General features: G+C 69.0%; 24 protein-coding genes. 11 read left to right on the top strand and 13 right to left on the bottom strand.

Annotation, left to right across the window (positions count from 1 at the left end):
• The first annotated feature begins 12 nt into the window (after positions 1 to 12).
• Complete coding sequence (locus CRP45_RS27205) at positions 13 to 1,056, top strand: alpha/beta fold hydrolase (protein ID WP_097247556.1); 1,044 nt, start codon at positions 13 to 15, stop codon at positions 1,054 to 1,056.
• A gap of 75 nt (positions 1,057 to 1,131) precedes the next feature.
• Here the strand turns inward: CRP45_RS27205 and CRP45_RS27200 are convergent, their stop codons facing one another.
• The 4 genes from CRP45_RS27200 to CRP45_RS27185 all read right to left on the bottom strand — a co-directional run bounded on the left by CRP45_RS27200 (position 1,132) and on the right by CRP45_RS27185 (position 5,871).
• The gene (locus tag CRP45_RS27200; protein WP_097247555.1) at positions 1,132 to 2,727 is read right to left on the bottom strand and encodes an ABC-F family ATP-binding cassette domain-containing protein; all 1,596 of its coding nucleotides are present in this window, start codon (positions 2,725 to 2,727) and stop codon (positions 1,132 to 1,134) included.
• Between the two features lie 330 nt (positions 2,728 to 3,057).
• Positions 3,058 to 4,530, bottom strand: a complete 1,473-nt coding sequence (locus tag CRP45_RS27195; RefSeq protein ID WP_097247554.1) for a dihydrolipoyl dehydrogenase family protein — start codon at positions 4,528 to 4,530, stop codon at positions 3,058 to 3,060.
• 23 nt (positions 4,531 to 4,553) lie between these two features.
• Entirely contained in the window at positions 4,554 to 4,997 is a 444-nt protein-coding gene (locus tag CRP45_RS27190) for a VOC family protein (RefSeq protein ID WP_097247553.1), read from the bottom strand.
• A gap of 34 nt (positions 4,998 to 5,031) precedes the next feature.
• Positions 5,032 to 5,871, bottom strand: coding sequence for an alpha/beta fold hydrolase (locus CRP45_RS27185; RefSeq protein WP_097247552.1), 840 nt, complete (start codon positions 5,869 to 5,871; stop codon positions 5,032 to 5,034).
• Positions 5,872 to 6,212: 341 nt separating this feature from the next.
• Here CRP45_RS27185 and CRP45_RS27180 point away from each other — a divergent pair, with 341 nt between their 5' ends.
• From CRP45_RS27180 to CRP45_RS27170, 3 genes are all read left to right on the top strand, one after another.
• Positions 6,213 to 7,442, top strand: coding sequence for a helix-turn-helix domain-containing protein (locus tag CRP45_RS27180; protein ID WP_097247551.1), 1,230 nt, complete (start codon positions 6,213 to 6,215; stop codon positions 7,440 to 7,442).
• A gap of 147 nt (positions 7,443 to 7,589) precedes the next feature.
• Positions 7,590 to 8,114, top strand: a complete 525-nt coding sequence (locus CRP45_RS27175) for a DNA-directed RNA polymerase subunit beta (protein WP_097247550.1) — start codon at positions 7,590 to 7,592, stop codon at positions 8,112 to 8,114.
• The gene (locus CRP45_RS27170) at positions 8,111 to 8,329 is read left to right on the top strand and encodes a hypothetical protein (protein WP_143861555.1); all 219 of its coding nucleotides are present in this window, start codon (positions 8,111 to 8,113) and stop codon (positions 8,327 to 8,329) included. Before CRP45_RS27175 ends, CRP45_RS27170 begins: the two co-directional genes overlap by 4 nt.
• Here the strand turns inward: CRP45_RS27170 and CRP45_RS33545 are convergent.
• On the bottom strand, positions 8,297 to 8,722 hold the full coding sequence (locus tag CRP45_RS33545; RefSeq protein ID WP_143861554.1) for a YunG family protein: 426 nt from the start codon (positions 8,720 to 8,722) through the stop codon (positions 8,297 to 8,299). The genes CRP45_RS27170 and CRP45_RS33545 overlap by 33 nt on opposite strands.
• A gap of 97 nt (positions 8,723 to 8,819) precedes the next feature.
• On the opposite strand from CRP45_RS33545, the gene CRP45_RS27165 reads away from it, so the two are divergent.
• Both CRP45_RS27165 and CRP45_RS27160 read left to right on the top strand, forming a co-directional pair.
• Complete coding sequence (locus tag CRP45_RS27165) at positions 8,820 to 9,644, top strand: class I SAM-dependent methyltransferase (protein WP_218841195.1); 825 nt, start codon at positions 8,820 to 8,822, stop codon at positions 9,642 to 9,644.
• A gap of 90 nt (positions 9,645 to 9,734) precedes the next feature.
• Entirely contained in the window at positions 9,735 to 10,415 is a 681-nt protein-coding gene (locus CRP45_RS27160) for a GAP family protein (RefSeq protein WP_097247654.1), read from the top strand.
• A gap of 222 nt (positions 10,416 to 10,637) precedes the next feature.
• On the opposite strand, the gene CRP45_RS27155 is transcribed toward CRP45_RS27160, so the two are convergent.
• Both CRP45_RS27155 and CRP45_RS27150 read right to left on the bottom strand, forming a co-directional pair.
• Complete coding sequence (locus tag CRP45_RS27155) at positions 10,638 to 13,205, bottom strand: DNA translocase FtsK (RefSeq protein ID WP_101750205.1); 2,568 nt, start codon at positions 13,203 to 13,205, stop codon at positions 10,638 to 10,640.
• A 116-nt stretch (positions 13,206 to 13,321) separates the two neighbouring features.
• On the bottom strand, positions 13,322 to 13,945 hold the full coding sequence (locus CRP45_RS27150) for a TIGR03085 family metal-binding protein (protein WP_097247548.1): 624 nt from the start codon (positions 13,943 to 13,945) through the stop codon (positions 13,322 to 13,324).
• A 166-nt stretch (positions 13,946 to 14,111) separates the two neighbouring features.
• Here CRP45_RS27150 and CRP45_RS27145 point away from each other — a divergent pair, with 166 nt between their 5' ends.
• Both CRP45_RS27145 and CRP45_RS27140 read left to right on the top strand, forming a co-directional pair.
• Positions 14,112 to 14,480 carry a DUF4189 domain-containing protein gene (locus CRP45_RS27145; RefSeq protein WP_084482702.1) on the top strand — a complete coding sequence of 123 codons (369 nt, stop codon included), beginning with the start codon at positions 14,112 to 14,114 and terminating at the stop codon, positions 14,478 to 14,480.
• A gap of 60 nt (positions 14,481 to 14,540) precedes the next feature.
• The gene (locus tag CRP45_RS27140) at positions 14,541 to 15,092 is read left to right on the top strand and encodes a WKL family lipoprotein (protein ID WP_067782514.1); all 552 of its coding nucleotides are present in this window, start codon (positions 14,541 to 14,543) and stop codon (positions 15,090 to 15,092) included.
• A gap of 68 nt (positions 15,093 to 15,160) precedes the next feature.
• On the opposite strand, the gene CRP45_RS27135 is transcribed toward CRP45_RS27140, so the two are convergent.
• Together CRP45_RS27135 and dapA are read right to left on the bottom strand one after the other, a co-directional pair.
• Positions 15,161 to 17,248, bottom strand: coding sequence for a ribonuclease J (locus CRP45_RS27135; protein ID WP_097247547.1), 2,088 nt, complete (start codon positions 17,246 to 17,248; stop codon positions 15,161 to 15,163).
• A gap of 43 nt (positions 17,249 to 17,291) precedes the next feature.
• Entirely contained in the window at positions 17,292 to 18,200 is a 909-nt protein-coding gene (dapA, locus tag CRP45_RS27130; protein ID WP_067782509.1) for a 4-hydroxy-tetrahydrodipicolinate synthase, read from the bottom strand.
• A gap of 148 nt (positions 18,201 to 18,348) precedes the next feature.
• Here dapA and CRP45_RS27125 point away from each other — a divergent pair, with 148 nt between their 5' ends.
• The gene (locus CRP45_RS27125; RefSeq protein ID WP_097247546.1) at positions 18,349 to 18,792 is read left to right on the top strand and encodes a toxin-antitoxin system HicB family antitoxin; all 444 of its coding nucleotides are present in this window, start codon (positions 18,349 to 18,351) and stop codon (positions 18,790 to 18,792) included.
• A gap of 171 nt (positions 18,793 to 18,963) precedes the next feature.
• Here CRP45_RS27125 and CRP45_RS27120 read toward each other — a convergent pair whose 3' ends face one another.
• Positions 18,964 to 20,163 carry a winged helix-turn-helix domain-containing protein gene (locus CRP45_RS27120; RefSeq protein ID WP_097247545.1) on the bottom strand — a complete coding sequence of 400 codons (1,200 nt, stop codon included), beginning with the start codon at positions 20,161 to 20,163 and terminating at the stop codon, positions 18,964 to 18,966.
• Positions 20,164 to 20,366: 203 nt separating this feature from the next.
• On the opposite strand from CRP45_RS27120, the gene CRP45_RS27115 reads away from it, so the two are divergent.
• Positions 20,367 to 21,239 (top strand): haloalkane dehalogenase, encoded by an 873-nt coding sequence (locus CRP45_RS27115; RefSeq protein WP_097247544.1) that lies wholly within the window; start codon positions 20,367 to 20,369, stop codon positions 21,237 to 21,239.
• A 182-nt stretch (positions 21,240 to 21,421) separates the two neighbouring features.
• Complete coding sequence (locus CRP45_RS27110) at positions 21,422 to 22,318, top strand: RNA polymerase sigma factor (protein ID WP_097247543.1); 897 nt, start codon at positions 21,422 to 21,424, stop codon at positions 22,316 to 22,318.
• A 6-nt stretch (positions 22,319 to 22,324) separates the two neighbouring features.
• Here the strand turns inward: CRP45_RS27110 and CRP45_RS27105 are convergent, their stop codons facing one another.
• Genes CRP45_RS27105 through CRP45_RS27095 form a run of 3 tightly spaced genes read right to left on the bottom strand, consistent with a single transcriptional unit; the run spans position 22,325 to position 25,306 of the window.
• Positions 22,325 to 23,344, bottom strand: coding sequence for a hypothetical protein (locus CRP45_RS27105; protein ID WP_097247542.1), 1,020 nt, complete (start codon positions 23,342 to 23,344; stop codon positions 22,325 to 22,327).
• On the bottom strand, positions 23,337 to 24,656 hold the full coding sequence (locus CRP45_RS27100) for an ATP-binding protein (RefSeq protein WP_245910471.1): 1,320 nt from the start codon (positions 24,654 to 24,656) through the stop codon (positions 23,337 to 23,339). Before CRP45_RS27100 ends, CRP45_RS27105 begins: the two co-directional genes overlap by 8 nt.
• The gene (locus CRP45_RS27095; protein ID WP_245910470.1) at positions 24,620 to 25,306 is read right to left on the bottom strand and encodes a response regulator transcription factor; all 687 of its coding nucleotides are present in this window, start codon (positions 25,304 to 25,306) and stop codon (positions 24,620 to 24,622) included. Before CRP45_RS27095 ends, CRP45_RS27100 begins: the two co-directional genes overlap by 37 nt.
• Positions 25,307 to 25,359 lie beyond the last annotated feature (53 nt).

Below are 25,359 nucleotides of genomic sequence, written 5' to 3'. Positions count from 1 at the left end.
GCAGGAGTGCAGATGGACATCAGCAGACGACTTTTCGGTGGCGCGCTCGCCGCGGGCGCGGCGGGCCTTGCCGCGGCATCGCTGAGTGCCTGCGCCACGGACTCCCCCACCGCACCCGCCGCACCCGGCGGCCCGGATCTGCGGGCGGGATCGGGCGCGAACACCACGTTGGGCCCTGTGCGGCACGTCGAGGCCGGTGTCCTCGATGTCGCCTACGCCGAATTCGGGCCAGGCACCGGACAACCCGTCATCCTGCTGCACGGCTGGCCCTACGACCCCTACAGCTACGCCGATGTCGGTCCGCTCTTGGCCGCCGCCGGTTATCGAGTGCTCGTCCCGTTCCTGCGCGGCTACGGCCCGACCACCTTCCTGTCCGCGCAGACCGTCCGCAACGGCCAGCAGTCGGCCATCGCGCGCGACATCGTCGACTTCATGGACGCCCTGCGCATCGACAAAGCGGTACTCGGCGGATTCGACTGGGGTGCAAGGACTGTCGACGTCATCGCGGCGCTGTGGCCGCAGCGCTGCAAGGCGATCGTCGCGGTCAGCGGATACATCGTCACGCAGCAGGCGGCCCAGCAGCAGCCGCTCTCGCCGGAAGCCGAACTCGAATGGTGGTACCAGTACTACTTCGCCACCGAACGCGGCCGTCTCGGCTACACCCGAAATCGGCACGACTTCAACAAATTGATCTGGCGGCGCGCCTCCCCGCAGTGGAACTTCGACGACACCACCTACGACCGCAGCGCCGCCGCCTTCGACAACCCCGACCACGTCGACATCGTCGTCCACAACTACCGGTGGCGGCTGAGCCTGGCGCCCGGCGAGCCGCAATACGATGCCTACGAACAGCAACTCGCCACCGGACCGGCCATCACCGTGCCCGCCATCACCATTGGCAGCGACTTCGACGGCGCGGCCAAGGACGGAAAACGCTACGCCGCCAAGTTCACCGGCAAATACGAGCACCGCGTCCTCGACGGCATCGGCCACAACGTTCCGCAGGAGTCACCCCACCCGTTCGCCCAGGCGATCATCGACGCCGACCGCCTCTGAGGACGACCGCCGGGCCGGTGAGGCACTACCGGCCCGGCGGTTTCGGCAACTCAGGCCCGCACTACGAAACGGGAACTACAGCGCACCACGTTGCTGGAAGCGGCCGCTGGAATCGAGTTCGACGACGGTGTCGATGCCGATCCTGCGCAGGAACGGATAGTCGTGACTGACGACGAGGATCGCCCCTCGATAGTCGGCCAAGGCCTCGACGAGCTGGTCGACGCTGGCGATGTCGAGGTTGTTGGTCGGCTCGTCGAGGATCAGCAATTGCGCGGGCGGATCGGCGAGGAGCAAGCGCGCCAACGAAACTCGGAAGCGTTCACCTCCGGACAGCGTCGACACCGGGCGTTCGACGCTACTGCCGCGCAAGAGCAGCCGGGCCAGCTGGTTGCGGATCGTGGCCGGTGGCGTGGTCGGCGCCACCGAGTGGACGTTCTCGAGGGCGCTTGCCTGCTCGTCCAGTCCGTCCAGGCGTTGCGGGAGATGCCCCACCCGGTCGGTGAACAGGGTGGCGCGTTCCGGTCGGCGACCGTGCAGCAGGTCCTCGATCAGCGTCGACTTGCCCGCACCGTTGCGGCCGATCAGCGCGACCCGTTCCGGCCCTTGGATGACGACGCCGTGGTCACCGTCACGCAGTTCCGCGATGCGACGGCTGCGCGGCACATCGGGATCGGGCAGTTCGAGATGGATGTGTTCCGCCCGGCGCACCCGAGCCGCCGCGGTCTCCAATACGGCTTGGGCCGCTTGGACTTTCGCGTCGAGCGTGGTGCGCAAGGCGCCCGCCGAGGCTTGCGCCTTGCTGGCTCGGTTGCCCGCCAGGATGCGCGGAATTCCGCCGTTCTGCTGGGTCGCCCGCCCCGTCCGCTCCCGTCTGGCCAGTTTGGTCTCGGCCTCGATACGCTGCCGTTTCTCGACCTTCAACGCCTGCTCGGCGCTGCGTGCCGCCTGCGCGGCCGCCGCCTGTTCCTGCTCGACGTACTGGTGCCAGGCGCTGTAGGGGCCGCCGAACACCTCCAGTGTCGCGCCGTGCAGTTCCGCGGTGGCGTCCATGTGCTCGAGCAGCTCGAGATCGTGGCTCACCACCACGAGGGTGCCGGGCCAGGCGTCCACGAATTCGGTGAGCTTGGTACGGGTTTCCCGGTCCAGGTTGTTGGTCGGCTCGTCGAGCAGGGTGATCGGTGTGCGCTGGATGCGCAGCCCGGTGATCGCGACGAGCACGGCTTCACCACCCGAGATCTGACCGACCTTGCGATCGAGATCGGCTGCGCCGAAGCCTATTTCGTGCAGCGCTTCGTCGGCGCGGGATTCGATGTCCCAGTCGTCGCCGATCGTCTCGAAGTGCTCTTCGTCGGTGGCGCCGGATTCGATCGCGCGCAGCGCCGCCAGTTTGCCCGCGATCCCGAGCAGGTGCGCGAGGGTGTCGTCGCGGCGGAGGGTGAGCGTCTGCGGCAGATAGCCCACCTCGCCGGTGGTTTCGATGCGCCCGGAGGTCGGCGTCAGTATTCCGGCGATCAGCCGCAACAGCGTCGACTTACCGGCGCCGTTGCGGCCGACCAAGCCGGTGCGCCCGGTGGTCAGGGTCCCGTTGACGCCGGCGAGCGCGACGTTTCCGTCGGGCCATTCGAAGGACAGATTCCGCAACGTGATCGCGGAGTGCGTGGGTGTGGACATGGGTCGTCGACTCTTTCCTGCTCGCGAACGAGCGGCCGCAAAGAGCGCCGAGGTCGCGGTGACCGGGGCGCTGGTTTCGGAACTGTGCGGAGGCAGACGAAGGCGAGAGGGCGCGAGCACGACAAAGCCTCAGGCTGTTCCCGATATGGGACACCGAGGGGAATGTGCGATCGATGCGCCGCCTTCGACCGGCGGCTAGAGTCTGTCGACTTCCTCGATGAGCACGCGACCACATTACCATCCGGCGAAATTCAGTCATTGGACTGTTTCGGCTGGAACAGCGAGTCAGTTCGGTCCACGAACCGCCGATGTGGAGCCGGTCGTAAGTGATCATCGGTCCTTTGGAATCGGCGAATCCTGTTGGTCTCGATAGGTTTCCAGCAGGCGAAGCCAGACTTCGCTGATCGTGGGGAACGGCGGAACCGCGTGCCAGAGCCGGGCGAGGGGAACTTCGCCCGCGATGGTGATGGTGGCCGAATGCAGCAGTTCGGCGACGCCCGGTCCGGCGAAGGTGGCACCGACGATCACCTGGCGCTGTCGATCGATCAGCACCCTGGCATGTCCTCGGTAGCCGGGATCGTGCTGGATCGCACCGGCGACCCGGCCTATGTCGTAATCGACCACGTCCACGACGCGGCCTGCGCGGGCGGCGTCCTCGGTGGTGAGGCCGACCGCCGCGATCTCCGGATCGGCGAACACGACCTGCGGCACCGCCTCGAGGTCGGCGGTCCCGGCATGGACGCCCCACCGGCCGGTGTCCAGCGCCAGCCCGCGCGCTCGGGCGGCGATGACCGACCCGGCGACGCGCGCCTGATACTTGCCCTGATGGGTCAGCAGCGCACGGTGATTGACGTCGCCGACCGCGTACAGCCACACACCGTCGACGGCGGTCACGGTGAAGGTGTCGTCGGTGGTGAGCCACTGGCCGGGTGTCAGGCCGACGGTGTCGAGGCCGATGTCCTCGGTGCGGGGTGCGCGTCCGGTGGCGAGCAACAGCTCGTCGGTGACCAGCCGGGTGTCGTCGGAGAGGGTGAGATGGATGCCGTCGTCCGGTCCACCGGCGCGTTCCGCGGCGGTGATCGTGGTACCGAACCGCAGTTCCACACCGGCTTCGCGAAGTCGTTCGGCGAGCAAGTCCGCCGCGAAGTCTTCCACGTGACTCAACAGCCGAGACTCGCGGGCGATGAGCGTGACCCGCGCGCCGAGCGCCTGCCACGCGGCGGCCATTTCGGTGGCGACCACGCCCGCCCCGAGAATCGCGAGCCGGTCCGGCACGTGCCGCGCGCTGGTGGCCTCGCGACTCGTCCACGGCCGCAACACGTCCAGGCCCTCCAGTGGCGGCAGGGCCGCGGCGGTCCCGGTGCACACGGCCACCGCGTGGCGGGCGGTGAGCCGGACGGTGTCGCCCTCGGGGGTGTGGACCGTCACCCGGCGGGGTCCGTCGAGGCGGCCGTGGCCGCGGATCAGGTCGACGTCGACGGAGTCGAGCCAGTCGACCTGGTCCCGGTCGTTCCAGTCGGCCGCCATGCGGTCGCGGTGCTTCAGGACCGCGGCCGTGTCGAGGCGGCCGGTGATCGCGGCGCCGACGCCGGGGAAGCGTGCGGCGTCGCGGTAGAGCAGGGCGGGGCGCAGCAGGGCCTTGCTTGGTTCGCAGGCCCAGTACGAACATTCGCCGCCGATCAGTTCGGATTCGACGATCACGGTGCTCAGCCCGGCGGCGCGAGTGCGGTCGGCGACATTCTCACCGACCGGCCCTGCCCCGATGACCACGACGTCATAGATACGAATTTCTTTGTCGGACACGGGTTTCACCTTCGACGATCGGATCAGCGGCCGGGTGCGCGCTGGGTGACTTCTTGGAGGAACCAGCCGTTGCCCTCGGAATCGGTGAAAGCGGCGAACGACCCGTAACTGCGGCGCTGCGGATCCGCGCCAGGAACACGGCTTTCGGTTCCGGCGTGATGGAAGACGCCGGTGGCGTCGCGGAACGGTCCCTCGACCGCGATCCCGCGTTCGGTCAGCTCCGCGACGGCCTGTTCGATATCGGTGACGATCAGGTGCAGACCGTGCGAGGTTCCCGGCGCCGCCGCGGTGACACCGGTGCCGAAGATGATCGAGCATTCCGAGCCCGGCGGGGTGACCTGCACGCGATAGCCCTCGTCCACTGGGAAATCGGCGTCGAGACGGAACCCGAGCCGCTCGGTGTAGAACGCTTTGGCGCGGTCGACGTCGGCGACGGGCAGGACCACGACTTCCAGTTTCATAACCATGATTCGTCTTCTCCTCGAATGTCTTTCGCGATCGTCAGTGGGCGGTGTCGCGGGCGGCCTGCTCGATCACGTCGGCGACGAGATCGGGATGCGAGACCGCGACCGAGTGCGATGCGGCGACCTCGGTGACGTGGGAACCAGCCCGCTCGGCCATGAACCGCTGCGCCGCGGCGGGGATGTTGAGATCCTGCGTGGTGACCACATCCCAGCTCGGCTTGTCGGTCCACGCGGCGGCGGTCGCCTTCTCCTCGAGTGCGGCCTGGAGGATCGGACGTTGGGCCGCGGCCGCCAAGGCGGCGCGGTCGGCGGGCACGTCGGCGGCGAACTGTGCGTGGAACTTGTCCTGCTGGATGTACAGGTCGGTGCCGGTGCTGCCGTTGGAATCGCTGAACGGGGCCGGATCGAGCGTGCCGGGCAGGGTGGAACCGGGGAACTTGTTCGTCAGCTCGAGCGCGGTCTCACCGGGCGCGGGCAGGAACGCCGCCACGTAGACCAACGCTTTCACCTGATCGCTCCCTGCCGCGGCGGCGCTGATGACTGACCCGCCGTAGGAGTGCCCGACCAAGACGACCGGACCCTTGATGTGACTGATCAATCCCCGCAGCGCAGCGGCGTCGGCGGCCGGCCCGCGCAGCGGATTCGCCGCCGCGACAACGGGATACCGATCCTCGCGGAGCTTGTCGATGACGTCGTTCCAGCTCGATCCGTCCGCGAACGCACCGTGCACCAACACGACCGTCGGCCGCGGCGCGTCCTCCGTCGGCCCGGCGTGCGTGGTGCTCGCGGTGCACGCGACGGCGAGGCCACCGGCGGCCACCGCGGCCGCGATCGCCGCGACCATCCGCCGCATGCGGGAACGTCGAATGTCGACCATGTCGTTGTCCTTTCGGGGAAACGGGTTGTGCGGACTCCACTGTCGGTCCCGCACCCCCACCCCCACATCTGTCAACTGACGCCGACGATGACGTAGTCACACCCCCGGCCCGCCCACGTCCGGCGTCCGCCCTTCCCGTCCCGAACCGGGTTCGACCGCGATCGGTTAGGACATTTGACGTTCGCTCGACTGCTGTCGTGAATTCCGGCGCATACCGGACGCCCACTCGCCGAAGCCGTAAGGTCCCGCCTTGCGGCGTCGGTTGCAGTCCCGACTGCCACCGCAAGGAAGGAATCAGCCGGTAACGTCGCAAGTGGGAGCCATCGGCGGAGGAGTACGTTATGAACGACGTTCCACCGAACGAACTCGGGCGCAGGTTGCGCGAGATCCGTGCGTGGCGCGGGCAAAGCCTCGAAGTTGTCGCGGGTCTGGCCGGTATCAGCTATGGGTACTTGGGCCGCATCGAACGTGGCGAGCAACCGCTCTCGAATCGGGCCACTCTCGAGGCGCTGGCGAGGGCACTGAAGGTGTCGCCCTCGGAGTTCAACGGTCAGCCGTGGGAGATCGCCGATGGGCCTGCGGCCGAAGCGTACGCCGGTCTGATCGCCGTCGAGAACGCCTTGGAGGTTTGCGAACTCGGCATCGACCCGGGAACAGAAGTACGCGAATGGCCTGAGATCGCCGCGGATTTGGCCGAGTTGGAAGTCGTGCGTGAGTCCACGGACTACGCCGCCGCCTGTTCCCTGGCCCCCGAACTGTTGACCGAGCTGCACTCGGCGTATGTCCGACGACCGCAGTGGCGGCGTGAGGTGCTGGTCGGCATCATCCGTTGCCATTACGCGCTGGCGCAGACTACCAAGCGCCTCGGCGTCCGAGGCTTACCGATCATGATCGTCAAGGCGGCGAACGCCTGCGCCGAAGAGCTCGAGTCACCGGCTTGGATCGGGTTCGCGGTGTGGTTGCGTGGCAGCATCGCAGGTTCGCTCTCACGCTCGCAGCAGTACACACGCGCCGTGTACACCGCTGATCGGCTGAGGCCACATCTCGATGACGCTTCGGCGTTGCAGGCGTACGGGATGCTCCACCTGTCCGCGGCACTCGCGAGCGCGGTGCAGTCCGACCGGGACACCGCCAACACCCATCTTGCCGAGGCCGAAGCAGTCGCGGTGCGGATGGATGACGAAGTGGGCAGTTTCGCCCGACTGTGGTTCGGCAGAACGAATGTCGGCATGTGGCGCGCCTCCATCGGCATGGAACTGGGAGACGGGGCGCATGCCGTGGAGCTGGCGCGAGACCTGCCCGTCGATGCCATCCCGTCGCCTTCTCGCCGTGCCCATTTCTACGCGGAGGCCGGACGGACATTGCTGGCAGAGCCGAAGCGTCGAGACAGCGGACTCGCGATGCTCTTGAAAGCCGAAGATATTGCACCGCAACAAGTTCGCACCGACTTCTTCGTTCGCGAAGCCATCGCGGATCAGCTCCGCATCGCTCGCCGAGACGCGGGAGGCCGAAATCTCCGTGGATTGGCTTGGCGTCTCGGGATAGCGCCGGACCTCGGGGCGACGAGCTGACGGATTCGGCGTCTGTCCTTTCAGGACAAATCCTTTGTGGCCCTGCTCATAACGTCAGATCCGGCCCCGCCGCCGGGTCGATGTGGTGCCCCTCATCCCCGGCGGCGGGTGCTCCCAATTGTTGGCATAGCAGGGAGGGTTCCGCCGATGGATTCGCGCGATGAGATGGGTCTGGACGATATAGAGACTCCGCAGCAGTCCCGCAACGCCTTGGCAGGGGATACGCCGCGTTCACGGGTGGACTACTACCGCAGCGTGTGCCAACTGCCCGCCGTGCTCGACCCCGCCACGGGCAGAATCGGTTTCACCGCGGGCATGGTTTGGGCCGTTGCTATACCGTCGGAGGTTGGACAGATGGTCAAGGCCGACCTGGACGCCAGGAAGCAGGGCGGCGGGCCGATCGTGACCCATCCCCACTCGCATACCTGGACATTCCTTGTGCGCTCGGACATTCCGGCGACAATGATCGCCGCCGAGTCAGCATGGTTACGCACTTGCCGGATCGCGATCTTGGGCAACGGTGATCGGGTGGCGTTGCCCTCACCGACCGATCAGGGCTCGGACTATCGCGGGTGGATCACGGCCGCGCATTCGGTGTTTCGGCCCTCTGGGCGCGCGGTGCTGCACTCGGTGCATTCCTTCCTGACTCCGGCCCGTCGGCGCGCGTTATGAGTACTGCCGCATCGCCGTTGCCGGACGAACCGGATGTGCACCTGTGCGTGTTTTTGCACGGCTTGCGTCTGGACTTCGCCGCCTGCCTGACCGCCGCATTGCTGTTCGTGCAGGAATATCAATCCCACCATTACGCCGACGCCGTCACAGTCGCGTTGACCGACACCGCAGGGTTGCCGCGCCTACCCTGTGAACGGCTCTACCTGGAGCCCTGAGCTCTCCGACACGAAGTCGGCGACTCGACTGCGGAGGATTTCGTATCTCCGCCGGGTTCTTTCGTGGGAGAGGCAGTACTCGCGGGTCGAGGGGAAGCGGCCTGGCTTTGGTTTCGGCGGCGTGAATGTGGTCCCTTCGGGGAACTGTTCACGGGTCAGGTCGATCGTCTTGTTTTCGACGAGGTTGAAATAGTGCGAGATCGTTCGATTGTTCGGCAATGTGGCGACCGTATTGAGAATGTCCCCGCCGAGATAATCTTGAACCACGCATGCGGTGACGGCGCATTGGCCCTTGGAGGGGTTGGCTTCGGTCCAGTCCGCAGCGCTGCTGGTGTCCGCGGACCAGGATTTGTGGAGCGCTTGTTTCAGTGTCTCCAGCGTTCCGACACCCACCGCCCCAGCTTAGCGCTGGAGTATCCGTGGTCGCTCACGGTTGGGAGCGCGAAAATTCGGGTGCGGCAAGCGGGGTTGGGGTGCGAGAGTCGAGGGTGTGGCCGATGACTATCGGGTCCTGAACAGGGCCAATTGGGATGAGCGGGCGGCGATGCATGTGGCGGCGCCGGAGTATCGGGTGTCGCGGTTTCTGGCGGAGCCGGATTTTCTGAGCGACGTGGTGCGGTTCGATCTGCCGCTGCTCGGGGACGTTCGCGGGCTGCGCGGGGTGCATCTGCAGTGTCATATCGGTACCGACACGATTTCGCTGGCCCGGCTGGGCGCGAACATGACCGGGCTCGACTTCAGTGCGGCGTCGCTCGCGCAGGCCCGTAAGCTCGCGGAACAAACGCAGTCGGACGTGGACTTCGTGGAAGCCGATGTGTACGAAGCGGTTTCGGCGCTGGGCGCGGAGCGGTTCGATTTGGTGTTCACCGGCATCGGCGCGCTGTGCTGGTTGCCGAGCGTCGAGCGGTGGGCGCGGACCGTGGCTGGGTTGCTGCGGCCGGGCGGCCGCCTGTTTCTCCGCGAAGGGCATCCGATGCTGTGGACCATCGATGAGACCGTCACCGATCGATCGACCCTCGGCTACCCGTATTTCGAAACGTCCGAACCGATGGTGTTCTCCGACGACACCACCTACGTCGAGACCGGCGGCAGTATCGAGCAGACGACCACCCACGAGTGGAACCACGGTCTCGGCGAGGTCGTCTCGGCGTTGCTGGCCAACGGCATGACGATCACCGGCCTGACCGAGCACCGCAGCGTGCCGTGGAACGCTCTACCGGGCCGGATGACCTGCGACGAGCACGGCGAGTGGCGCATGATCGAGCACCCCGAGCGTCTCCCGCTCAGCTACACCCTGCGGGCGCGCAAGAACTGACCCGCACGGCCGACCGGGGCGTAAATCCTGTCGAGGCCATACCGGCGCCAAGCTACGGCCTCGGGCCCCTCGCGTATGTTCGGTGTGGTCATGGTGACTCTGCTCTTGGCGCTGACCGGCTTCGCCTTCCTCGACTCGCTCGATCTGCTGCTCGTCGGCGTCACGGTGGCGATCGTGTACGACAGCAAGCTCGGGCGCAGGTCACCGCTGCCGGGCGGGCTCAGTTTCGTCGCGGGCGTGTTCGCGATGACCACCACGTTCGGCATCTGCGCCGTCCTCGGCATCACCTGGCTCACCTCGCTGCTCGGCTTCGAGCTGACGCCGACCATCCGCTACTGGGGCGAGCTGGCGGTGGGCGCCGTACTGCTCGTGCTCGCCGTGCTGCCGTCCGGCGCGCGCCGCGACCCGCCCGCGTGGGCGACGAGAGCCCGGCGACGGCCCTGGGTGCTGGCGCTGGTCGGCGTCGCGATCGGCTTCGCTCAGGCGCCGACGGCGGTGCCGTATCTGGCGGGCCTGGCGATGCTGTCGGCGCACGACCCGCTGCCGCCGCTGTGGCCGCTGATCATCGTCGCCTATTGCGCGCTCGCGCTGCTCCCGCCGCTGCTGATCCTCGCCCTCTCCCTCCGCGACAGCGCCCGCGCCCGCCGCGTGTACCGCGCGATCGTCCGCAACCTGACCCGCTACGGCCCGCTCTCGGTGCGAATCATCTTCGGCCTCTTGGGCATCGCCCTTATCACCGACGCGATCGTGCACCACGCGAACCTCTGGTGACCCCGGAACCGCCGTCACGATGGTCGGCTGCCCGCAACCTCTCGCCCACCGGCGATCTCGGATCCATCCTGACGCCACCGACAGCGGTCACCTGTGGCGACCTCCACGGTCTGCACCAGCAGCTACGGCCCGCCGCCCACCGATGCGTCCGTCCACCTGGCGCACCCGTGGTGATCGAGTGCCCGAAGTCGACGCAGCCGCAGCGGACGGCGTAGGAAACGCCTACTCCTCGCCGTCGCCCGGCTCCCCACCCCCACCGCGGATCGACCACAGCAACCCCTCCAGCTCGTCCGGCTTGACGAGCACATCCCGCGCCTTGGACCCTTCGCTGGGACCGACGACGCCGCGGGTCTCCATGAGGTCCATCAGGCGGCCCGCCTTGGCGAAACCGACGCGCAGCTTGCGCTGCAACATGGAGGTGGAACCGAACTGGGAGGTGACGACCAGTTCGATGGCCTGCAGCAGCACGTCGAGGTCGTCGCCGATGTCGGGGTCGACGTCCTTCTTCTCCCCGGCCTTGGCGGCGGTGACGCCTTCCTGGTACTCGGGTTCGGCCTGGTTCTTGGCGAAGTCGACGACGGCGTGGATTTCCTCGTCGCTGATGAACGCACCCTGCAGGCGGGTGGGTTTGCCCGCGCCCATGGGCAGGAACAGGCCGTCGCCCATGCCGATCAGCTTCTCGGCGCCCGGCTGGTCCAGGATGACCCGGGAGTCGGTGAGCGAGGAGGTCGCGAACGCCAGGCGCGAGGGCACGTTGGTCTTGATCAGACCGGTGACCACGTCGACCGACGGGCGCTGGGTCGCCAGAACCAGGTGGATGCCCGCGGCACGCGCCTTCTGGGTGATGCGGACGATCGCGTCCTCGACGTCGCGCGGCGCGGTCATCATGAGGTCGGCGAGCTCGTCGACGATGGCGAGGATGTAGGGGTAGGGCCGGTAGACCCGCTCGCTACCCAGCGGCGCGGTGATCGCACCGGACTTCACCTTCTTGTTGAAGTCGTCGATGTGGCGCACCTTGTTGGCCTGCATGTCCTGGTAGCGCTGCTCCATCTCCTCCACCAGCCAGGCCAGCGCGGCGGCGGCCTTCTTCGGCTGGGTGATGATGGGCGTGATCAGGTGCGGAATGCCCTCGTACGGGGTGAGTTCGACCATCTTGGGGTCGATCAGGATCATCCGCACCTCGTCGGGCGTGGCGCGCTGCAGCAGCGAGACCAGCATCGAGTTGACGAAGCTGGACTTACCCGATCCCGTGGAACCCGCGACCAGCAGATGCGGCATCTTCGCCAAATTGGCAGAGACGAATTCGCCCTCGATGTTCTTACCGAGACCGATCACCAACGGGTGGTGGTCGTTTCGGGTGGACGGCGCTTTGAGCACGTCGGCCAACCGCACCAGCTCGCGGTCGGAGTTGGGGACCTCGATGCCGACGGCGGACTTGCCGGGGATCGGCGCGAGCAGCCGGACGTTCTCGGTGGCGACGGCGTAGGCGATGTTGCGAGCCAGCGCGGTGATCTTCTCCACCTTCACGCCCGGGCCGAGCTCCACCTCGTAGCGGGTGACCGTCGGGCCGCGCACGAATCCGGTGACCGCCGCGTCGATCTTGAACTGCACCAGCACCTCGGTGATCGCCTCGATCATCGATTCGTTGGCGGCGCTGCGCTTCTTGGGCGGATCGCCGTCGGTGAGCAGGGTCAGCGGCGGCAACGTGTAGTCGCCCTCGATCACCCGGTCGGCGACGAACTCCGGCTCCTTGAGCGGCGGCGGAGTCTGATCCTGCACCTTCGGCGCCGCGCGCTTCTTCGGCTTGGGGGGTTCCGGCGGCGGTTCGGTGGCGATCGGCTTGGCATCGCGCAGCGGCGGCTCGCCGAGCGATTCGGTGACCGCGTCCGATCCGGCGAATTCGTCGGGCGGATAGTTCTCGGCAGGGGTGCGGCCGCGGCGCCGAGACGCGGTGCGGTGCACCGGGAAACCGTCGGCGTCGAAATCGGCCGGGTCGTAGTCGCGTTGCGGCTCGAACTCCCCGTACTCGTCGCCGCCCGCGGCGGTGCCGAAGTATTCGCGCAGCCGCTGCGGTACCTCGCGGACCGTGGTCCCGGTGAGCAGCAGCACGCCGAAGACGATGGCGAGCAACAGGATCGGCACGGCGAGCCACGCGGTGAGTCCGCCCGCCAGCGGGCCGCCGACCACGAAGCCGACGAATCCCGCGGCGCGGGAACGGCCGTGCGCGTCGGTGGGCGCGCCGGCGGCGAGATGCCAGATGCCCAACAGCGGCAGGCCGACCAGCAGCCCGCCGAGCACCAACCGCGGCCGGATCTCGGGATGCGGTTCGGTGCGCATGAGGATGATCGCGATGCCGGTAGCGACGAACGGCAATCCGGCCGAGGCGGAACCGGACACCGCCCGGATCGCTTCTTCGACCCAATGCCCGATCGGACCGCCCGCCGAGAGCCACACCGCGGCCGCGATGACGCCGCTCAGCGCGATCAGCGCGAGCGCGATGCCGTCGCGCCGATGTCCGTGTTCGATCTCGCCCGCCCTGCTGAGCGTGCGGGTGGTGGCGCCGAGACCGCGGGCGAGCATGTTCCAGCCGCTGGTGATGCCGCGGCTGAACACGGCGAGCGGCGCGGTGTCGGACTTGCGCCGGACGGGTCTGCGGGCCGGTGTGGCGCGCCCGCGCGGTGCGGAACCACCCCGGGGTGTGGTGGAACGAGACCGCGCCGTGGTGGTCCTCCCCCGGGCCGATCCCGCCCGCGCACGAGGTGTCGTGGTGCTGCGGGACTTACCTGCCATGGACCCAGGCTAGCCGCAAACGCCCCATCCAGACCATCCGCAACACCCGTATCGCGGGCCTCGAGCGCCCCGGATCACAGTCGAACGCCCCGCTCGAGCGGCGCGTGCCGGCCGGTTCAGACCGAACGGTCGAGTTTCAGCACCGCTTGCACGGCGTCCGGTTCGCCCGCGGTCTCGAGGCGCACGTTGTCGCGCCCGAACGCGTGCAACACCAGTTCGGAGGGCTTGCCGATGAGTGTCACCCCGGCGCCGTCGCCCGACTTCACTCCGGCCCGGCGGCCGTCGGGCGTCGCGAGCACCACCGGCACCGGCGCGTTGCGGTAGGCCATCTTGCCCATCCGGCGCGCCACGTCCCACAGCTTCGCCTCGTCGGCGTCGGCGAGTTGGCGCGGCTCCCAACCGGGCCGGGCGCGGCGCACGTCCTCGTGGTGGACGAACATCTCGCTCAGATTGACCATCGCGTCCACCGGCTTCAGCGGCGACCACCAGGGCGGACCGGTCCGCACGAGTTCGAGCAGTTCCGGAAACGGCTTGCGCGCCATGCGCTCCTGCACCGATTCCAGGTAGCCCGCGAACGGTTTCAGCATGATGCCCGGGGCCGCGTCGGGACGGCGTTCCCGAACGATCAAGTGCGCCGCGAGATCTCGCACGGTCCATGCGCCGCAGAGGGTCGGCGCGTCCGGACCGGCGTCCGACATCGCGACGACCAGCGCCTGACGTTCCCGTTGTGCCATGCTCACGTGCCGACCCTAACCGATACCGGAGGGTCGCTCGGGTACCCCGGCCGGTCCGCCGGACCCGCGCGATGCCGAAAAGGAACGCCTGGACTGGATTCCCGAATGGTTGCTCGGTAGCTTGTCACTGGTCCATAAGGGTCGTGGACCTCTCAGTTCGAAGGGATTCACCTTGAAGAAGTTCTTCACCGCTGCCGCGGTCATCGTGGCAACGGTCGGTTCGATGCTGGCCACTACGGCACCGGCGCAGGCCGCGTACGGGTACTACGGCGCGATCGCCGTGTCGAGCGACGGCGCCTACGGCATCGCCAACAACTACGGAAGTTACAGCGCCGCAGAGGATGCCGCTGTCGACGTCTGCGGGTACGGCTGCTCCACGCTGGTCTCCTGGACCAACGGCTGCGGCGTGCTCGCCAGCTCCAACACGCGCTGGAGCGCGTCGGCGCGGTCCAACTATTCCGACGCCCGCGCGGCGGCACTCTCGCGCCTGTCCGGCGGCTGGGTCGTCGACTGGCGTTGCACCGCGGGCTACTCGCTGTAAATCCGACACGTCGCGTCGTCCGCTTCGAGACCGCGACACCACTTCCATCAGGGGAAAATCGTGAAACACCGCTCCATTCGGGCCGCGGTCGCCGTCCTGCTGACCGCTTCGGCGTTCGCACTCGGCGCGTGCAGCTCCGACACCGACTCCTCCAGCACGAACACCAGTACCTCGCCCGCGGGCAAGTTCGAGGAGGGCAAGAACGAGGACAAGGCGGTCGAGGGCAAGGCGCCCGCGACCACCACGCCGCCGAACCTGCCCAAGCCTGCCGCCTCGCTGCTCAACGAGCGCATCAACCGTGCCTTCGATCCGTCGGTGAGCTCCGAGGAGAAGATCAGCTGGATTCAGGACGCCGAGCGCGATCCGCAGCTGGTCGACAAGCTGGTCGACGCGGCCAAGCGCAACAAGGTGACCGTCGAGATCACCAATGTGCAGGATCCCAAGGACGGCAAGCTGAAGGCCGACGCGAAGGTCACCATCGACGGGCAGCCGGTGGAGAACGCGTTCGTCGAGTTCGTCGCCGAGGGCAGCGACTGGAAGGTCTCCCACCAGTTCACCTGCAACATCGTGCGCTCGGCGAAGCTGGACTCGGCGGCTTGCCAGGCTCAGTGAGCCGTCGGTAAGCCGGTAACGAAAAGCCCCGGAAGACAACGTCTTCCGGGGCTTTCGCGGGTCGGGAATCAGACAGCGATGACGGTCGGCACGATCATCGGGCGGCGGCGGTAAGCCTCGGCGACCCAGCGCCCGACCACCCTGCGCACACTCTGGGCGATGCGGTGGGTGTCGGTGACGCCCTCGCCCGCCAGCCGCAGCAGCTCGGCCTCGACCAGTTCCGCGGCGGCGGCCAGCGCGGTCGGGTCGTCGGAGAAACCGCGTCCGCTCAGCTCCGGCGTGCTCACGGCCTTGCCGGTGGTCTCGTCGATGGCGACGGTGATGCTGATGAAACCGCCCTCGCCGAGCACCAGACGATCCGACAGCGTGGACTCGCCGACATCGCCGACGGACAGGCCGTCCACGTAGACGTGGCCGACCGGCACCCGGCCGACGATGGACGCGATGCCGTCCACCAGATCCACCACCACGCCGTCCTCGGCGAGCACCACCCGGTCCTCGGGGACGCCGGTGGCCACCGCGAGCGCGGCGTTGGCCCGCAGGTGCCGCCATTCGCCGTGCACCGGCATGGCGTTGGTGGGCCGGACCGCGTTGTACAGGTACAGCAGCTCGCCCGCTGAGGCGTGTCCGGAGACGTGCACCTTGGCGTTCTGCTGGGTGATGACCGTGGCGCCGAGCCTGGACAGCCCGTTGACCACGGCGAACACCGAGTTCTCGTTGCCGGGGATGAGCGAGGAGGCCAGCACCACCAGATCGTCGGGGCGGATGTGGATCTGGCGGTGATCGCCGCGCGCCATCCGCGACAGCGCCGAGAGCGGCTCGCCCTGGGAACCGGTCGAGATCAGCACCAAGCGGTCGCCGGGCAGCGTCGCGGCCACGTCGAGGTCGACGACCACGCCGTCGGGCACGGTCAGATAGCCGAGGTCCTGGGCGATCTGCATGTTGCGGACCATCGAGCGACCGATGAAACAGACACGGCGCCCGTACTTCTGGGCCACGTCGACGACCTGCTGGATGCGGTGCACGTGGCTGGCGAACGACGCCACGATCACGCGGTTGCGCGCCTTGCCGATCACGTTGTCCAGCACGCCACCGATCTCGCGTTCGGGCGTGACGAAACCGGGCACCTCGGCGTTGGTGGAGTCGACCAGGAACAGGTCGACGCCCTCGTCGCCGAGCCGGGAGAAACCGGCGAGGTCGGTGAGTCGTCCGTCCAGCGGCAGCTGGTCCAGCTTGATGTCACCGGTGTGCAGGGCGACGCCCGCCGGGGTGCGGATGGCGACGGCGATCGCGTCCGGGATCGAGTGGTTGACCGCGAAGTACTCGCACTCGAACGGACCGTGGATGGTGGTCTCGCCCTCGACGACCTCCATGAGCTTGGGGTGCAGCCGGTGCTCACGGCACTTCGCGGCGACCAGCGCGAGGGTGAACTTGGCGCCGATGACCGGGATGTCGCCGCGCATGCGCAGCAGGAACGGCACCGCGCCGATGTGGTCCTCGTGACCGTGGGTGAGCACGATCGCGACGACGTCGTCCATCCGGTCCTCGATGGGACGGAAGTCGGGCAGGATCAGGTCGACGCCGGGCTGCTGATCCTCGGGGAAGAGCACGCCGCAGTCGACGATGAGCAGCTTGCCGCCGTACTCGAAAACGGTCATGTTGCGGCCGATCTCGCCGATGCCGCCGAGCGCGAAGACGCGCAGACCGTTCTTGGGCAGCTTCGGCGGGGTGCCGAGCCGGTCCTGCGCCGCGACCACGGGCGGCTGGGCGGGCGGCTGCTCGCGACGTCCCTGGCGACCGCGGCCGGATCTGCGACTCTGGCCGTTCTGCCGTGCTTGTTCCGGCTGCTTTTCCTGCGAGGCCTGCGACCGCTTGGCCCTGTCGGACCTCTTGGCCGACTCGGCGCGCGGGGATTCGGCGGGCTCGGGGCGCTGCGCGGTTTCGGGTTGGCGCTGCGCGGGGGCTTCGGGCTGCGCGCCTTCCGGTTGCGCTGGAGTCCGCGGCTGCGCGGCGGTCTCGGGCTGCGCGGCGGTCTCCGGCTGTGCGGCCACCGGTTCGGCGGCGGGTCTTTCGGTGCGTTCCCGTTCGACGGGAGCGGGTTCGGGCGCGCCCGCGGGGCGGGACGCGGTACGACGGGGGCGGCGTGGAGTCGTCATGCCGACACCTCCTGTGCGGTGGCGGATGGGTCACCTAGGTCGTTCATGCCAGCACTCCCGCGGTCTGCAGGTCCGCGGCGAGGCGGTCCAGCGCGTCGGTGCTCGGCATCAGCTGCGGCAGCCGCGGCTCGCCGACGTCGACCCCGAGCAGGCGCAGCCCGCCCTTGGTCATCGCGACGCCGCCGAGGCGCGCCATCGCGTGGTTCAGCGGGACCAAGCGCGCGTTGATATCGCGGGCCCGCGCCACATCGCCCGCCTGGTAGGCGTCGACGAGTTCGCGCAGCCGCTCGGGCACCAGATGGCCGATGACGCTGATGAATCCGACCGCGCCGATGGACAGCCACGGCAGATTCAGGCAGTCGTCGCCGGAGTACCAGGCGAGACCGGTGCTCGCGATCAGCTCGGCGCCCGCGTTCAGGTCGCCCTTGGCGTCCTTGACCGCGACAATGCGCGGGTGCTCGGCGAGCGTGCGGATCGTGTCGGGACCTATGGGGATGATGGAGCGCGGCGGAATGTCGTAGAGGGTGACCGGCAGGTCGGTTGCGTCGGCGACCGCGGTGAAGTGCGCGATCAGGCCCTCCTGCGAGGGGCGCGAGTAGTACGGCGTCACAACGAGCAGACCGTGCGCGCCCGCCCGCTGCGCGTTGCGGGCGAGTTCGATGGAGTGGGCGGTGTCGTAGGTGCCCGCTCCCGCGATCACGGTGGCGCGATCGCCCACGGCGTCGACGACGGCGTGCAGCAGGTCGAACTTCTCCGACTCGGTCGTGGTCGGCGATTCACCGGTGGTTCCGGAGATCGCGAGCAGATCGACACCGCGGTCGACGAGACGGGCCGCCAGCGCGACCCCGGCATCGACATCCAGCTTGCCGTCGGCACTGAAGGGGGTCACCATCGCGACACCTACTGTGCCGGACGCGCGCAGCTCCGTTGGCGTCGATTCACCGTTCGTCATGGTCAGAAAGGCTACCCGGTCCACAGGGCACCCTCGACACCCTGACCGGCGATCCGGCTGCCCGCCCGGGTGATTCACCTCCCACCGACGCCGCCACGACATCAATCTTTTCCTTGAATGATGTCATTTATGACGCCACACTGATGTCATGGATCTGAACAAATACACCGCGCAGCTGCGCGAGAACCTGGTGGCGGCCGCGGCGCTCGGCGACGAGAAGACCCAGGCCACCGCCGCCGCGCTGGCGTCGGCGACCGAGGCGTCGGCCCGGCTCGTGCTGCTCGCGGCGCTGTCCGAGCTGGCGGGCGAGGTCAGCTCGGCGCTGGAGGACCGCACCGTGCGCATCTCGGTGGACGGCACCGACGCGGCGGTCGACGTGCGCAAGAACCCCTCCGCCGAGGAACACCCGACCTTCGAGGAGATGACCGGAGACATCAGCCGCGTCACGCTGCGCCTCGTCGAGCAGATGAAGGCGAAAGCCGAGGAAGCGGCCGCGGCCAGCGGGGTCTCGCTGAACTCGTGGCTGTCCAACGCGGTGCACGGCGCGCTGCGCGACCAGATGCGGGGATACGGGCCCAAGCGCGACATCTGACCCTGCGCGCTGCGGCTGACAAGCGCCCGGCCACCGCCGCAGCGGCCCAGCGCTGGGCAAACCACGCCGCGACGCCGCCGGGCCGACTACAGCGATGTGGCGGACAAGGCCGCTGCCCACCGCCGCAGCCACCCGGCGCCGGTCCGACCGGTGCGACGCCCGCCGCGCCGACTACAGCAACGCGGCCAACTCGCCGCGTTCCCCGATGACCACCTCGTCCAGCTCGAGCCAGTCCGCCATCTCGCGCAGGGCCGTGCGCAGCGCCGCCGCGGTCTCCGCGTTGTCGTGGCCCGGCTCGGCGAACGCGCCCGGCACGAGCAATCGCCCCTTCGCGCGTTCGGCGCGCAGATCGACGCGGCCGACCAGCTCCCCGTTCAGGAGGAAGGGGAAGACGTAGTAGCCGTGCACCCGCTTGTGCTCGGGCGTGTAGATCTCGATGCGGTAGTGGAAGTCGAAGATCCGCTCGGTGCGCGGCCGGAAGAAGATCAGCGGATCGAACGGGCACAGCAGCGCGGCGCCTTCGACGCGGCGCGGTGTGGCGGCCCCTGACCGCAGGTAGGCGGTCTTGTCCCAGCCCGTGACCTCGACCTCCTCCAGTTCGCCCGCGTCCACCAGGGCCGCGATCGCCGGCTCGGTCTGCGACCGGTGCAGGCGGTAGTAGTCGCGCAGGTCGGTCTCGGTACCGATGCCGAGCGCGGTGGCGGCCCTGCGGACCAGCTCCACGACGGCGTCCGCCTCGGAAACGTTGCGCGCCAACACTTCCGGGGGAATCACCCGCTCCGCGAGATCGTAGTGCCTGGTGAAGCCGACGCGCTTGTCGACGGAGAGCTCGCCAGCGGCGAAGAGTTGCTCGCAGATCATCTTGGTGTCGCTGAGATTCCACCAGGAGCCTTTGGGCCGTGGCTTGTCCAGCTCCAGATGCCGCTCCACCTCACCGGCGGTCGCGGCGCCGACATCCCGGATCACGTCCAGGATGTCCTTGCCCAGCGTCGGATTGCGGTCCAGCACCTTGCGCATCCCCGACCAACGACCGTGCTCGTACTGGACCATCCGCCAGCGCATCAGCGGCCAGTCCTCGACCGGGATGAGGGCGGCCTCGTGCGCCCAGTACTCGACCAGCCGCCGCGGCCGCTTGGCACTGTGGCTCCAGGCCGCCTCGTCGAGCAGCGCGCGGTCGTAGCCGCCGATCCTGCTGAACACCGGGGCGTAGTGCGCGCGGACCACCGCCGACACCGAATCGATTTGCAGCAGCTGGGTTCTGGCGAGCACGTCGGCCACGGTCCGGCGCGTGACGGCGACCGGGCGCCGCCTGCCGAACCCCTGCGCGGCCAGGGCCGTCCGCCGCGCGGTCGCCGCGCTCATCTTCCGCATATCCGAAGGATGCCACGGGGGTCCGACAAGTTCGGTCGGCGTACTTCCGGCCGGGCTCTGCCGGTGGGACGACGAGGACGGACGGCTGTGTCGAGCGTCACATGTCGGGCGGTCACAACCGGCGGCGGCGCTGTGTCGAAACGGGTGCGAGCAGCGAAAGGGTGCGGCGTGACGCGACACCCACGACACCGAAGGAGCCTCCCGTGGCCACAATCGACGTTCTCGATTCCTACATCTCCTACACGGACACCGGGTCGGGTGCCGTGCCCGTGGTGTTCCTGCACGGCAACCCGACCTCGTCCTACCTGTGGCGCAATGTGATTCCGCACGTCACCGACCAGACCAGGGCGCTGGCCCCCGATCTCGTCGGCATGGGCGACTCGGGCAAGCCCGACATCGACTACCGGTTCGTCGATCACGCGCGCTACCTGGACGCCTGGTTCGACGGCCTCGGCCTGGACGAGGTGGTGATCGTCGGCCACGACTGGGGCGGCGCGCTCGGCATGGACTGGGCCGCGCGCCATCCCGGCCGGGTGCGCGGCATCGCGCTGATCGAGACCTTCCTGCGGCCGATGGAGTGGTCCGAGATGCCGCCGCTGGGCGCCGAGCTGTTCCGCAAGTTCCGCAGCGCGGAGGGCGAGCGAATGGTGTTGGAGGAGAACATGTTCATCGAATTCAACCTGCCGCACGGTGTGACGAATCTGGCGAAGGAGGACCACGACGTCTACCGCGCGCCCTACCCGACCCCGGCCACGCGCAAGCCACTGCTGATGTGGCCCAGGGAAATTCCGCTCGGCGGCGAGCCCGCCGACGTGGTGGACATCGTGCGAAACTACGGCCGGTACCTCGCCGAGACACCCGAGATCGCGACGCTGATCATGGTGTTGGAGAACGGCACCGGTCTCGGCTCGGCGGAGTCGGCGCGATGGGCCGCAACGACTTTCGCCAACGCGGAGCTGGTTTCGATTCCACCCGCCGGGCACCACGCACCGGAGGATCGGCCGCGCGAGATCGGATCGGCTGTCGCCGAGTGGTTGCGCAAGCACGCGCTGGTGTCGCAGGCCGCGCGGTCGTGAGTCCGCGCTCGCGGTCCACGACGCCCCGGGCGCTCGTGCGGCGCACCACGGCCATCGAACGGCCGTGGTTCGCCTCGCCCGGGTCCACCTTCGCGACGCTCGCGTCGGCAGGCTCACCGGCCTGCAATGCCCCGGACCACCGTGGGCTTGCGGGAGCGGGGCAGGCTGCCGAAGATGACCCGATGCGCAGTGCAGACGTCGCGGCAGGCAACGACCCGGTCGACGGGATCGCGACAACCGAGGACGCTCGCCGCGCGGAGGCGGAGTTGGTCGCCCGCGCGGTGGACGGTGACCGGGACGCGGTCGCCGAAATCATTCGCCTGCTCCGAGATCCGATCTACCGGCTCGCCTTGCGGATGGTGTGGCGGCCCGCCGAGGCGGAGGACGCGACGCAGGAGATCCTGATCCGCGTGATCACCCGCCTCGCCACGTTCCGCGGCGAGGCGAAGCTGCTCACCTGGGCGTATCGCATCGGCGTCAACTACCTGATCAACCTCCGCACGCGGACGCCCCAGGAACAGCAGCAGCTCAGCCTGGACGAGTTCGGCGCGGGACTCGTCGACGGTTTGGCCGCCGAGGACTACCGCGGTCCGCAGGCCGCGCTGTTGTCCAGCGAGGTCCGGCTCAGTTGCAGCCAGGGCATGCTGCAATGCCTGACCCGCGAGGAACGCGTCGCGTTCGTGCTCGGTCACGTCTTCGAACTGAGCTCGACGGACGCGGCGTGGATCCTCGACATCACTCCCGCCGCGTACCGAAAGCGATTGGAGCGGGCCAAGAAACGTCTCGGCGCGTTCCTCGGCTCCTCGTGCGGGATAGCCGACCCGCGGGCGGCGTGCCGCTGTTCGAGACGGGTCGAGCACGCGGTGCGGCTCGGCCGCATCGATACGGCGGCACCGCAGTTCGCCACCCACCCCGTCAGCCCGGGCGGGCGGACCGTGCTCGAGGCCGAGGAGCAGATGATCCGCCTGCACGATGTCGCCGCGGTGCTGCGCGGGCACCCGGATTACGCCGCGCCGCAAGCGAAGATGGACGCCATCACCGGCTTGCTGACCTCGGGTCGGTTTCCGCTGCTCGAGTGAGCGGGCTCAGGTGGTGACGGTGACCTCGCCCGCCGCGTCGATCTCGGTGCGGCGGGCGGTGTCGGGGGCGTTGGCGAGTACCGTCGCCAGGATGCGGCGGCCCATCGGGAGCACGCGGACGGTGACCGTGCCCGCGTTCGCCGCGTCCAATTCTTTGACCGCCGCGTCGATCACCCGCTGCCGCACCCAGCGCGGCACACCGGCGAAACCGCCGTCGTCCAGCAGCACCACCTCCACGCCGCGGGAGCGCGCGCCGCGGGCAGCGCTGCTGAGTTCGTCGGTGACCAGCTGGGGCGCGCGCAGTCCGTCGCGCAGTTCGGCTTCCAGCAGCCTGCACTCTTCGCGCTCGGCGGCGGTGAGCTCGACGCCGTCGGCGATGCGCTCCAGAATCGGCCGCGCCACCCGGTCCAGCCTGGCCAGCTGCCGGTCGCGTTCGCCGTTCTCCGCGGCCATGGTGGCCTCGGCCGCCGCGCGCATGGTCGCCTCCTCGCGCAACAGGCGCAGCGAGCGCTGGGTCGGCCGCATGATCGCGGCGCACACCGACACTCCGGCGACCGTCGCGATCGGCACCACCGTTCCGGCGATGAACCCGCCGCGCAGCCCGGCCGTGGCGCCGACGGCCGCGACCACCGCGGCCACGCCCGCGACGCCGAGCCAGGCGGCGCCGAGCCTGCCGCGCAACACGAGCACCGCCAGCACGTAGGACGAGGCGAACGCCGACCACACCGGCTTCGACCATCCGTGCTCGATGTGCAGGGTGGTCAACGCGGTCGCCACCGGTCCGGACGCCGCCACGAAAACCGTTGCGGGCCAGGGCAAAGGATCGACGGGTATGACCAGCACCAGGATGCCCGCGACCGCGAGCAGGACCAGCCCCGTGACGGCCGCGAACGGCGACGCGTCGGAGAAGTTGCGGACCATGTACAGGACGATGGTCGCTTCGAGGATCAGCAGGAACAGCCAGGCCGCCGCGTCGCGCAGGCCGAGCAGATCGCGCACGCCCAATTCGGAATCGGCGTCAACCATCGCTACCCCACACCAGCGTCACCGACGTGCCCTCCCCCGGCTGCGATTCGACGAACGCCGCGCCGCCGGGCAGCTGCCGCATGCGACCCAGGATGCTCACCGAGATGCCGAGCCGGTCCGCGGGAACCCCGCCCGGATCGAAACCCGCGCCGTCGTCGCGGAAGACCACTCGGATCCCGCCCGCGCTCACGGTGACGGTGACGGAGCGCTGCACGGTGCGTCCCGGCACCGTGCCGTGCCGCAGACTGTTGCGCACGGCCTCGGCCAGCGCCGCCGCGATGGTGCCCGCCGCGTCCACCGGCAGCCGCAGATCGTCCACCCCGGACCAGCGCCGCGCGCTGAACGCGATGCCCGGATTGACTTCGTGCACCGCCGCGCGCAGGAAGCCGACCGCCGCCTGCGCGTTCAGCCGGTCGGGTTCGGTCTCGCCGCCGCGCAATTGGTCGAGCTGGGCGAGGGTGCGCTCGGCTTGCTTGCGCAGCACCGGCGAATCGGTGCCGGTGCGCGAGGCGTCCAGCAGCGTGGAGAGCACCGCGTCGTGGATCAGCGCCGCGAAACGGGCCCGCTCCCGGTCCCGCGCCGCGGCGCCCGCCACGGCGGCGGCGCGGCTGCTCGCGATCGCCGACTCCCGGTCGACGCGAGCGGCCGCCGCCCTGGCATAGACCGCGCACCACAGGAACAGCGCGCACAACCCGACCGATCGCGCGAAATCACCGAGCAGCGCCAAGGCCGACCCGTCCGGCACCACGTACTTGTTGGCGACAGCCGCCACCGCGCCGCCGACGATCAGATACCCGACCGCGACCGCCGGCCGCCACGCCAGCGCCGCCGCGAGCACGCCGAGCGCGAACACGCGGTACAGCCACACCGAGGTGGCGTCGGTCGCGGGCTGTCGGTAAGCGAACGGGATCAACGCCATCGCGACGACGTAGCCGACCGCCGCGGCGCCCGCGACGGACTGGATGACATACCTGTTCATGCCGACCGACACGACGGCGAGCACCGGGAACAGCCCGAACGCCAGCACGAACGCGAGCACGGTCCAGCCGAACGGGGCGAAGCGACTCTGATCGGCGATTTCCGGCAGCTCGACCACCGCCGCGATCATCCCGGCGATGCCGAAGGTCAAGCCGAGTCTGCGCAGGATCCGGTCCGAGGCGGCCTCATCGATGTCGTTTCCGCCCACCGCACGCAGCAGTCGACGCCACCGGCACGACGTCGAGTCGGGTCCGGGTTCGAGTGCGGTCGATGCGGTGTCCAGCGCGCTGGACGGGATCATCCGCGCGGATGCCGCTCGGGAACCGGTAGCCATCCGTCCTCCACGGCGCGCTTGTAGAGGTCGGTCTTGGTCGGGGCGGGACGGCCCGCGTCGGCGTACTTCTGGCGGATGCGGCCGAGGTAGTCGTTGACGGTCTGCTCGGACAGGCCGGTCAGGCGCGCCACGCGAGAAGCCTTCTCGCCCGAGGCGTACAGCGTGAGCACTTCCTCCTGGCGCGGGCTCAGGCCCACGTCGGACAGTTGCGGGTCGCCGTCGATGGCGGCGGCCCAGTCGGTGGTGACGACCTGCTGACCCGAGGCCGCGCGCCGCACGGCCGCCACGACCGTCGGAACGTCCTCGGATTTGCGCACCACCCCGAGCACGCCTGCGCGGGCCGCGGAACGGACCAGGAACGCGTTGTCGGCGCCGGTGAACACCAGCACCTCGATGCCGCGTTCGCGCAGCGCGCGCACGTTGTCCTCCGGCGCGGAGCCGTCGGCGAGGCGCAGATCCAGCACCACCAGGTCCATCGCGGGCGCCGGTCCGGCCGCCGCGAGCAGCTCCGGCACCGTTCCGGCCGTACACACCAGATCGAGATCAGGTTCCGGCGCAAGCATCGCGGCCAGACCGATCGCGACCGATTCGTGGTCTTCGACCAACCCGATCCGTCGCACCGCTCGCTCGCCGCCGTCGGCCCACGTCACCCTCGCCACTCCCATCCCGAGCAACTCGTCCACAATCCCCCCGCTACAACGTC

The organism is Nocardia amikacinitolerans, from assembly GCF_900215415.1.
In the GTDB taxonomy this organism is placed as follows: Bacteria; Actinomycetota; Actinomycetes; order Mycobacteriales; family Mycobacteriaceae; genus Nocardia; species Nocardia amikacinitolerans.
Note: the sequence above shows the minus strand (reverse complement) of the source record. Positions and strands in the feature narration are given on the sequence as shown.

What these genes read in the sequence shown, in the direction of transcription:
- CRP45_RS27170 (WP_143861555.1), top strand. Translation starts at nt 8,111, where the DNA reads ATGAGTACTGCCGCATCGCCGTTGCCGGACGAACCGGATGTGCACCTG.
- CRP45_RS27155 (WP_101750205.1), bottom strand. Translation starts at nt 13,205, where the DNA reads ATGGCAGGTAAGTCCCGCAGCACCACGACACCTCGTGCGCGGGCGGGA.
- CRP45_RS27190 (WP_097247553.1), bottom strand. Translation starts at nt 4,997, where the DNA reads ATGGTTATGAAACTGGAAGTCGTGGTCCTGCCCGTCGCCGACGTCGAC.
- CRP45_RS27105 (WP_097247542.1), bottom strand. Translation starts at nt 23,344, where the DNA reads ATGGTTGACGCCGATTCCGAATTGGGCGTGCGCGATCTGCTCGGCCTG.
- CRP45_RS27200 (WP_097247555.1), bottom strand. Translation starts at nt 2,727, where the DNA reads ATGTCCACACCCACGCACTCCGCGATCACGTTGCGGAATCTGTCCTTC.
- CRP45_RS27135 (WP_097247547.1), bottom strand. Translation starts at nt 17,248, where the DNA reads ATGACGACTCCACGCCGCCCCCGTCGTACCGCGTCCCGCCCCGCGGGC.
- CRP45_RS27125 (WP_097247546.1), top strand. Translation starts at nt 18,349, where the DNA reads ATGGATCTGAACAAATACACCGCGCAGCTGCGCGAGAACCTGGTGGCG.
- CRP45_RS27160 (WP_097247654.1), top strand. Translation starts at nt 9,735, where the DNA reads ATGGTGACTCTGCTCTTGGCGCTGACCGGCTTCGCCTTCCTCGACTCG.
- dapA (WP_067782509.1), bottom strand. Translation starts at nt 18,200, where the DNA reads ATGACGAACGGTGAATCGACGCCAACGGAGCTGCGCGCGTCCGGCACA.
- CRP45_RS27175 (WP_097247550.1), top strand. Translation starts at nt 7,590, where the DNA reads ATGGATTCGCGCGATGAGATGGGTCTGGACGATATAGAGACTCCGCAG.
- CRP45_RS27120 (WP_097247545.1), bottom strand. Translation starts at nt 20,163, where the DNA reads ATGCGGAAGATGAGCGCGGCGACCGCGCGGCGGACGGCCCTGGCCGCG.
- CRP45_RS27110 (WP_097247543.1), top strand. Translation starts at nt 21,422, where the DNA reads ATGCGCAGTGCAGACGTCGCGGCAGGCAACGACCCGGTCGACGGGATC.
- CRP45_RS27180 (WP_097247551.1), top strand. Translation starts at nt 6,213, where the DNA reads ATGAACGACGTTCCACCGAACGAACTCGGGCGCAGGTTGCGCGAGATC.
- CRP45_RS27205 (WP_097247556.1), top strand. Translation starts at nt 13, where the DNA reads ATGGACATCAGCAGACGACTTTTCGGTGGCGCGCTCGCCGCGGGCGCG.
- CRP45_RS27185 (WP_097247552.1), bottom strand. Translation starts at nt 5,871, where the DNA reads ATGGTCGACATTCGACGTTCCCGCATGCGGCGGATGGTCGCGGCGATC.
- CRP45_RS27100 (WP_245910471.1), bottom strand. Translation starts at nt 24,656, where the DNA reads ATGGCTACCGGTTCCCGAGCGGCATCCGCGCGGATGATCCCGTCCAGC.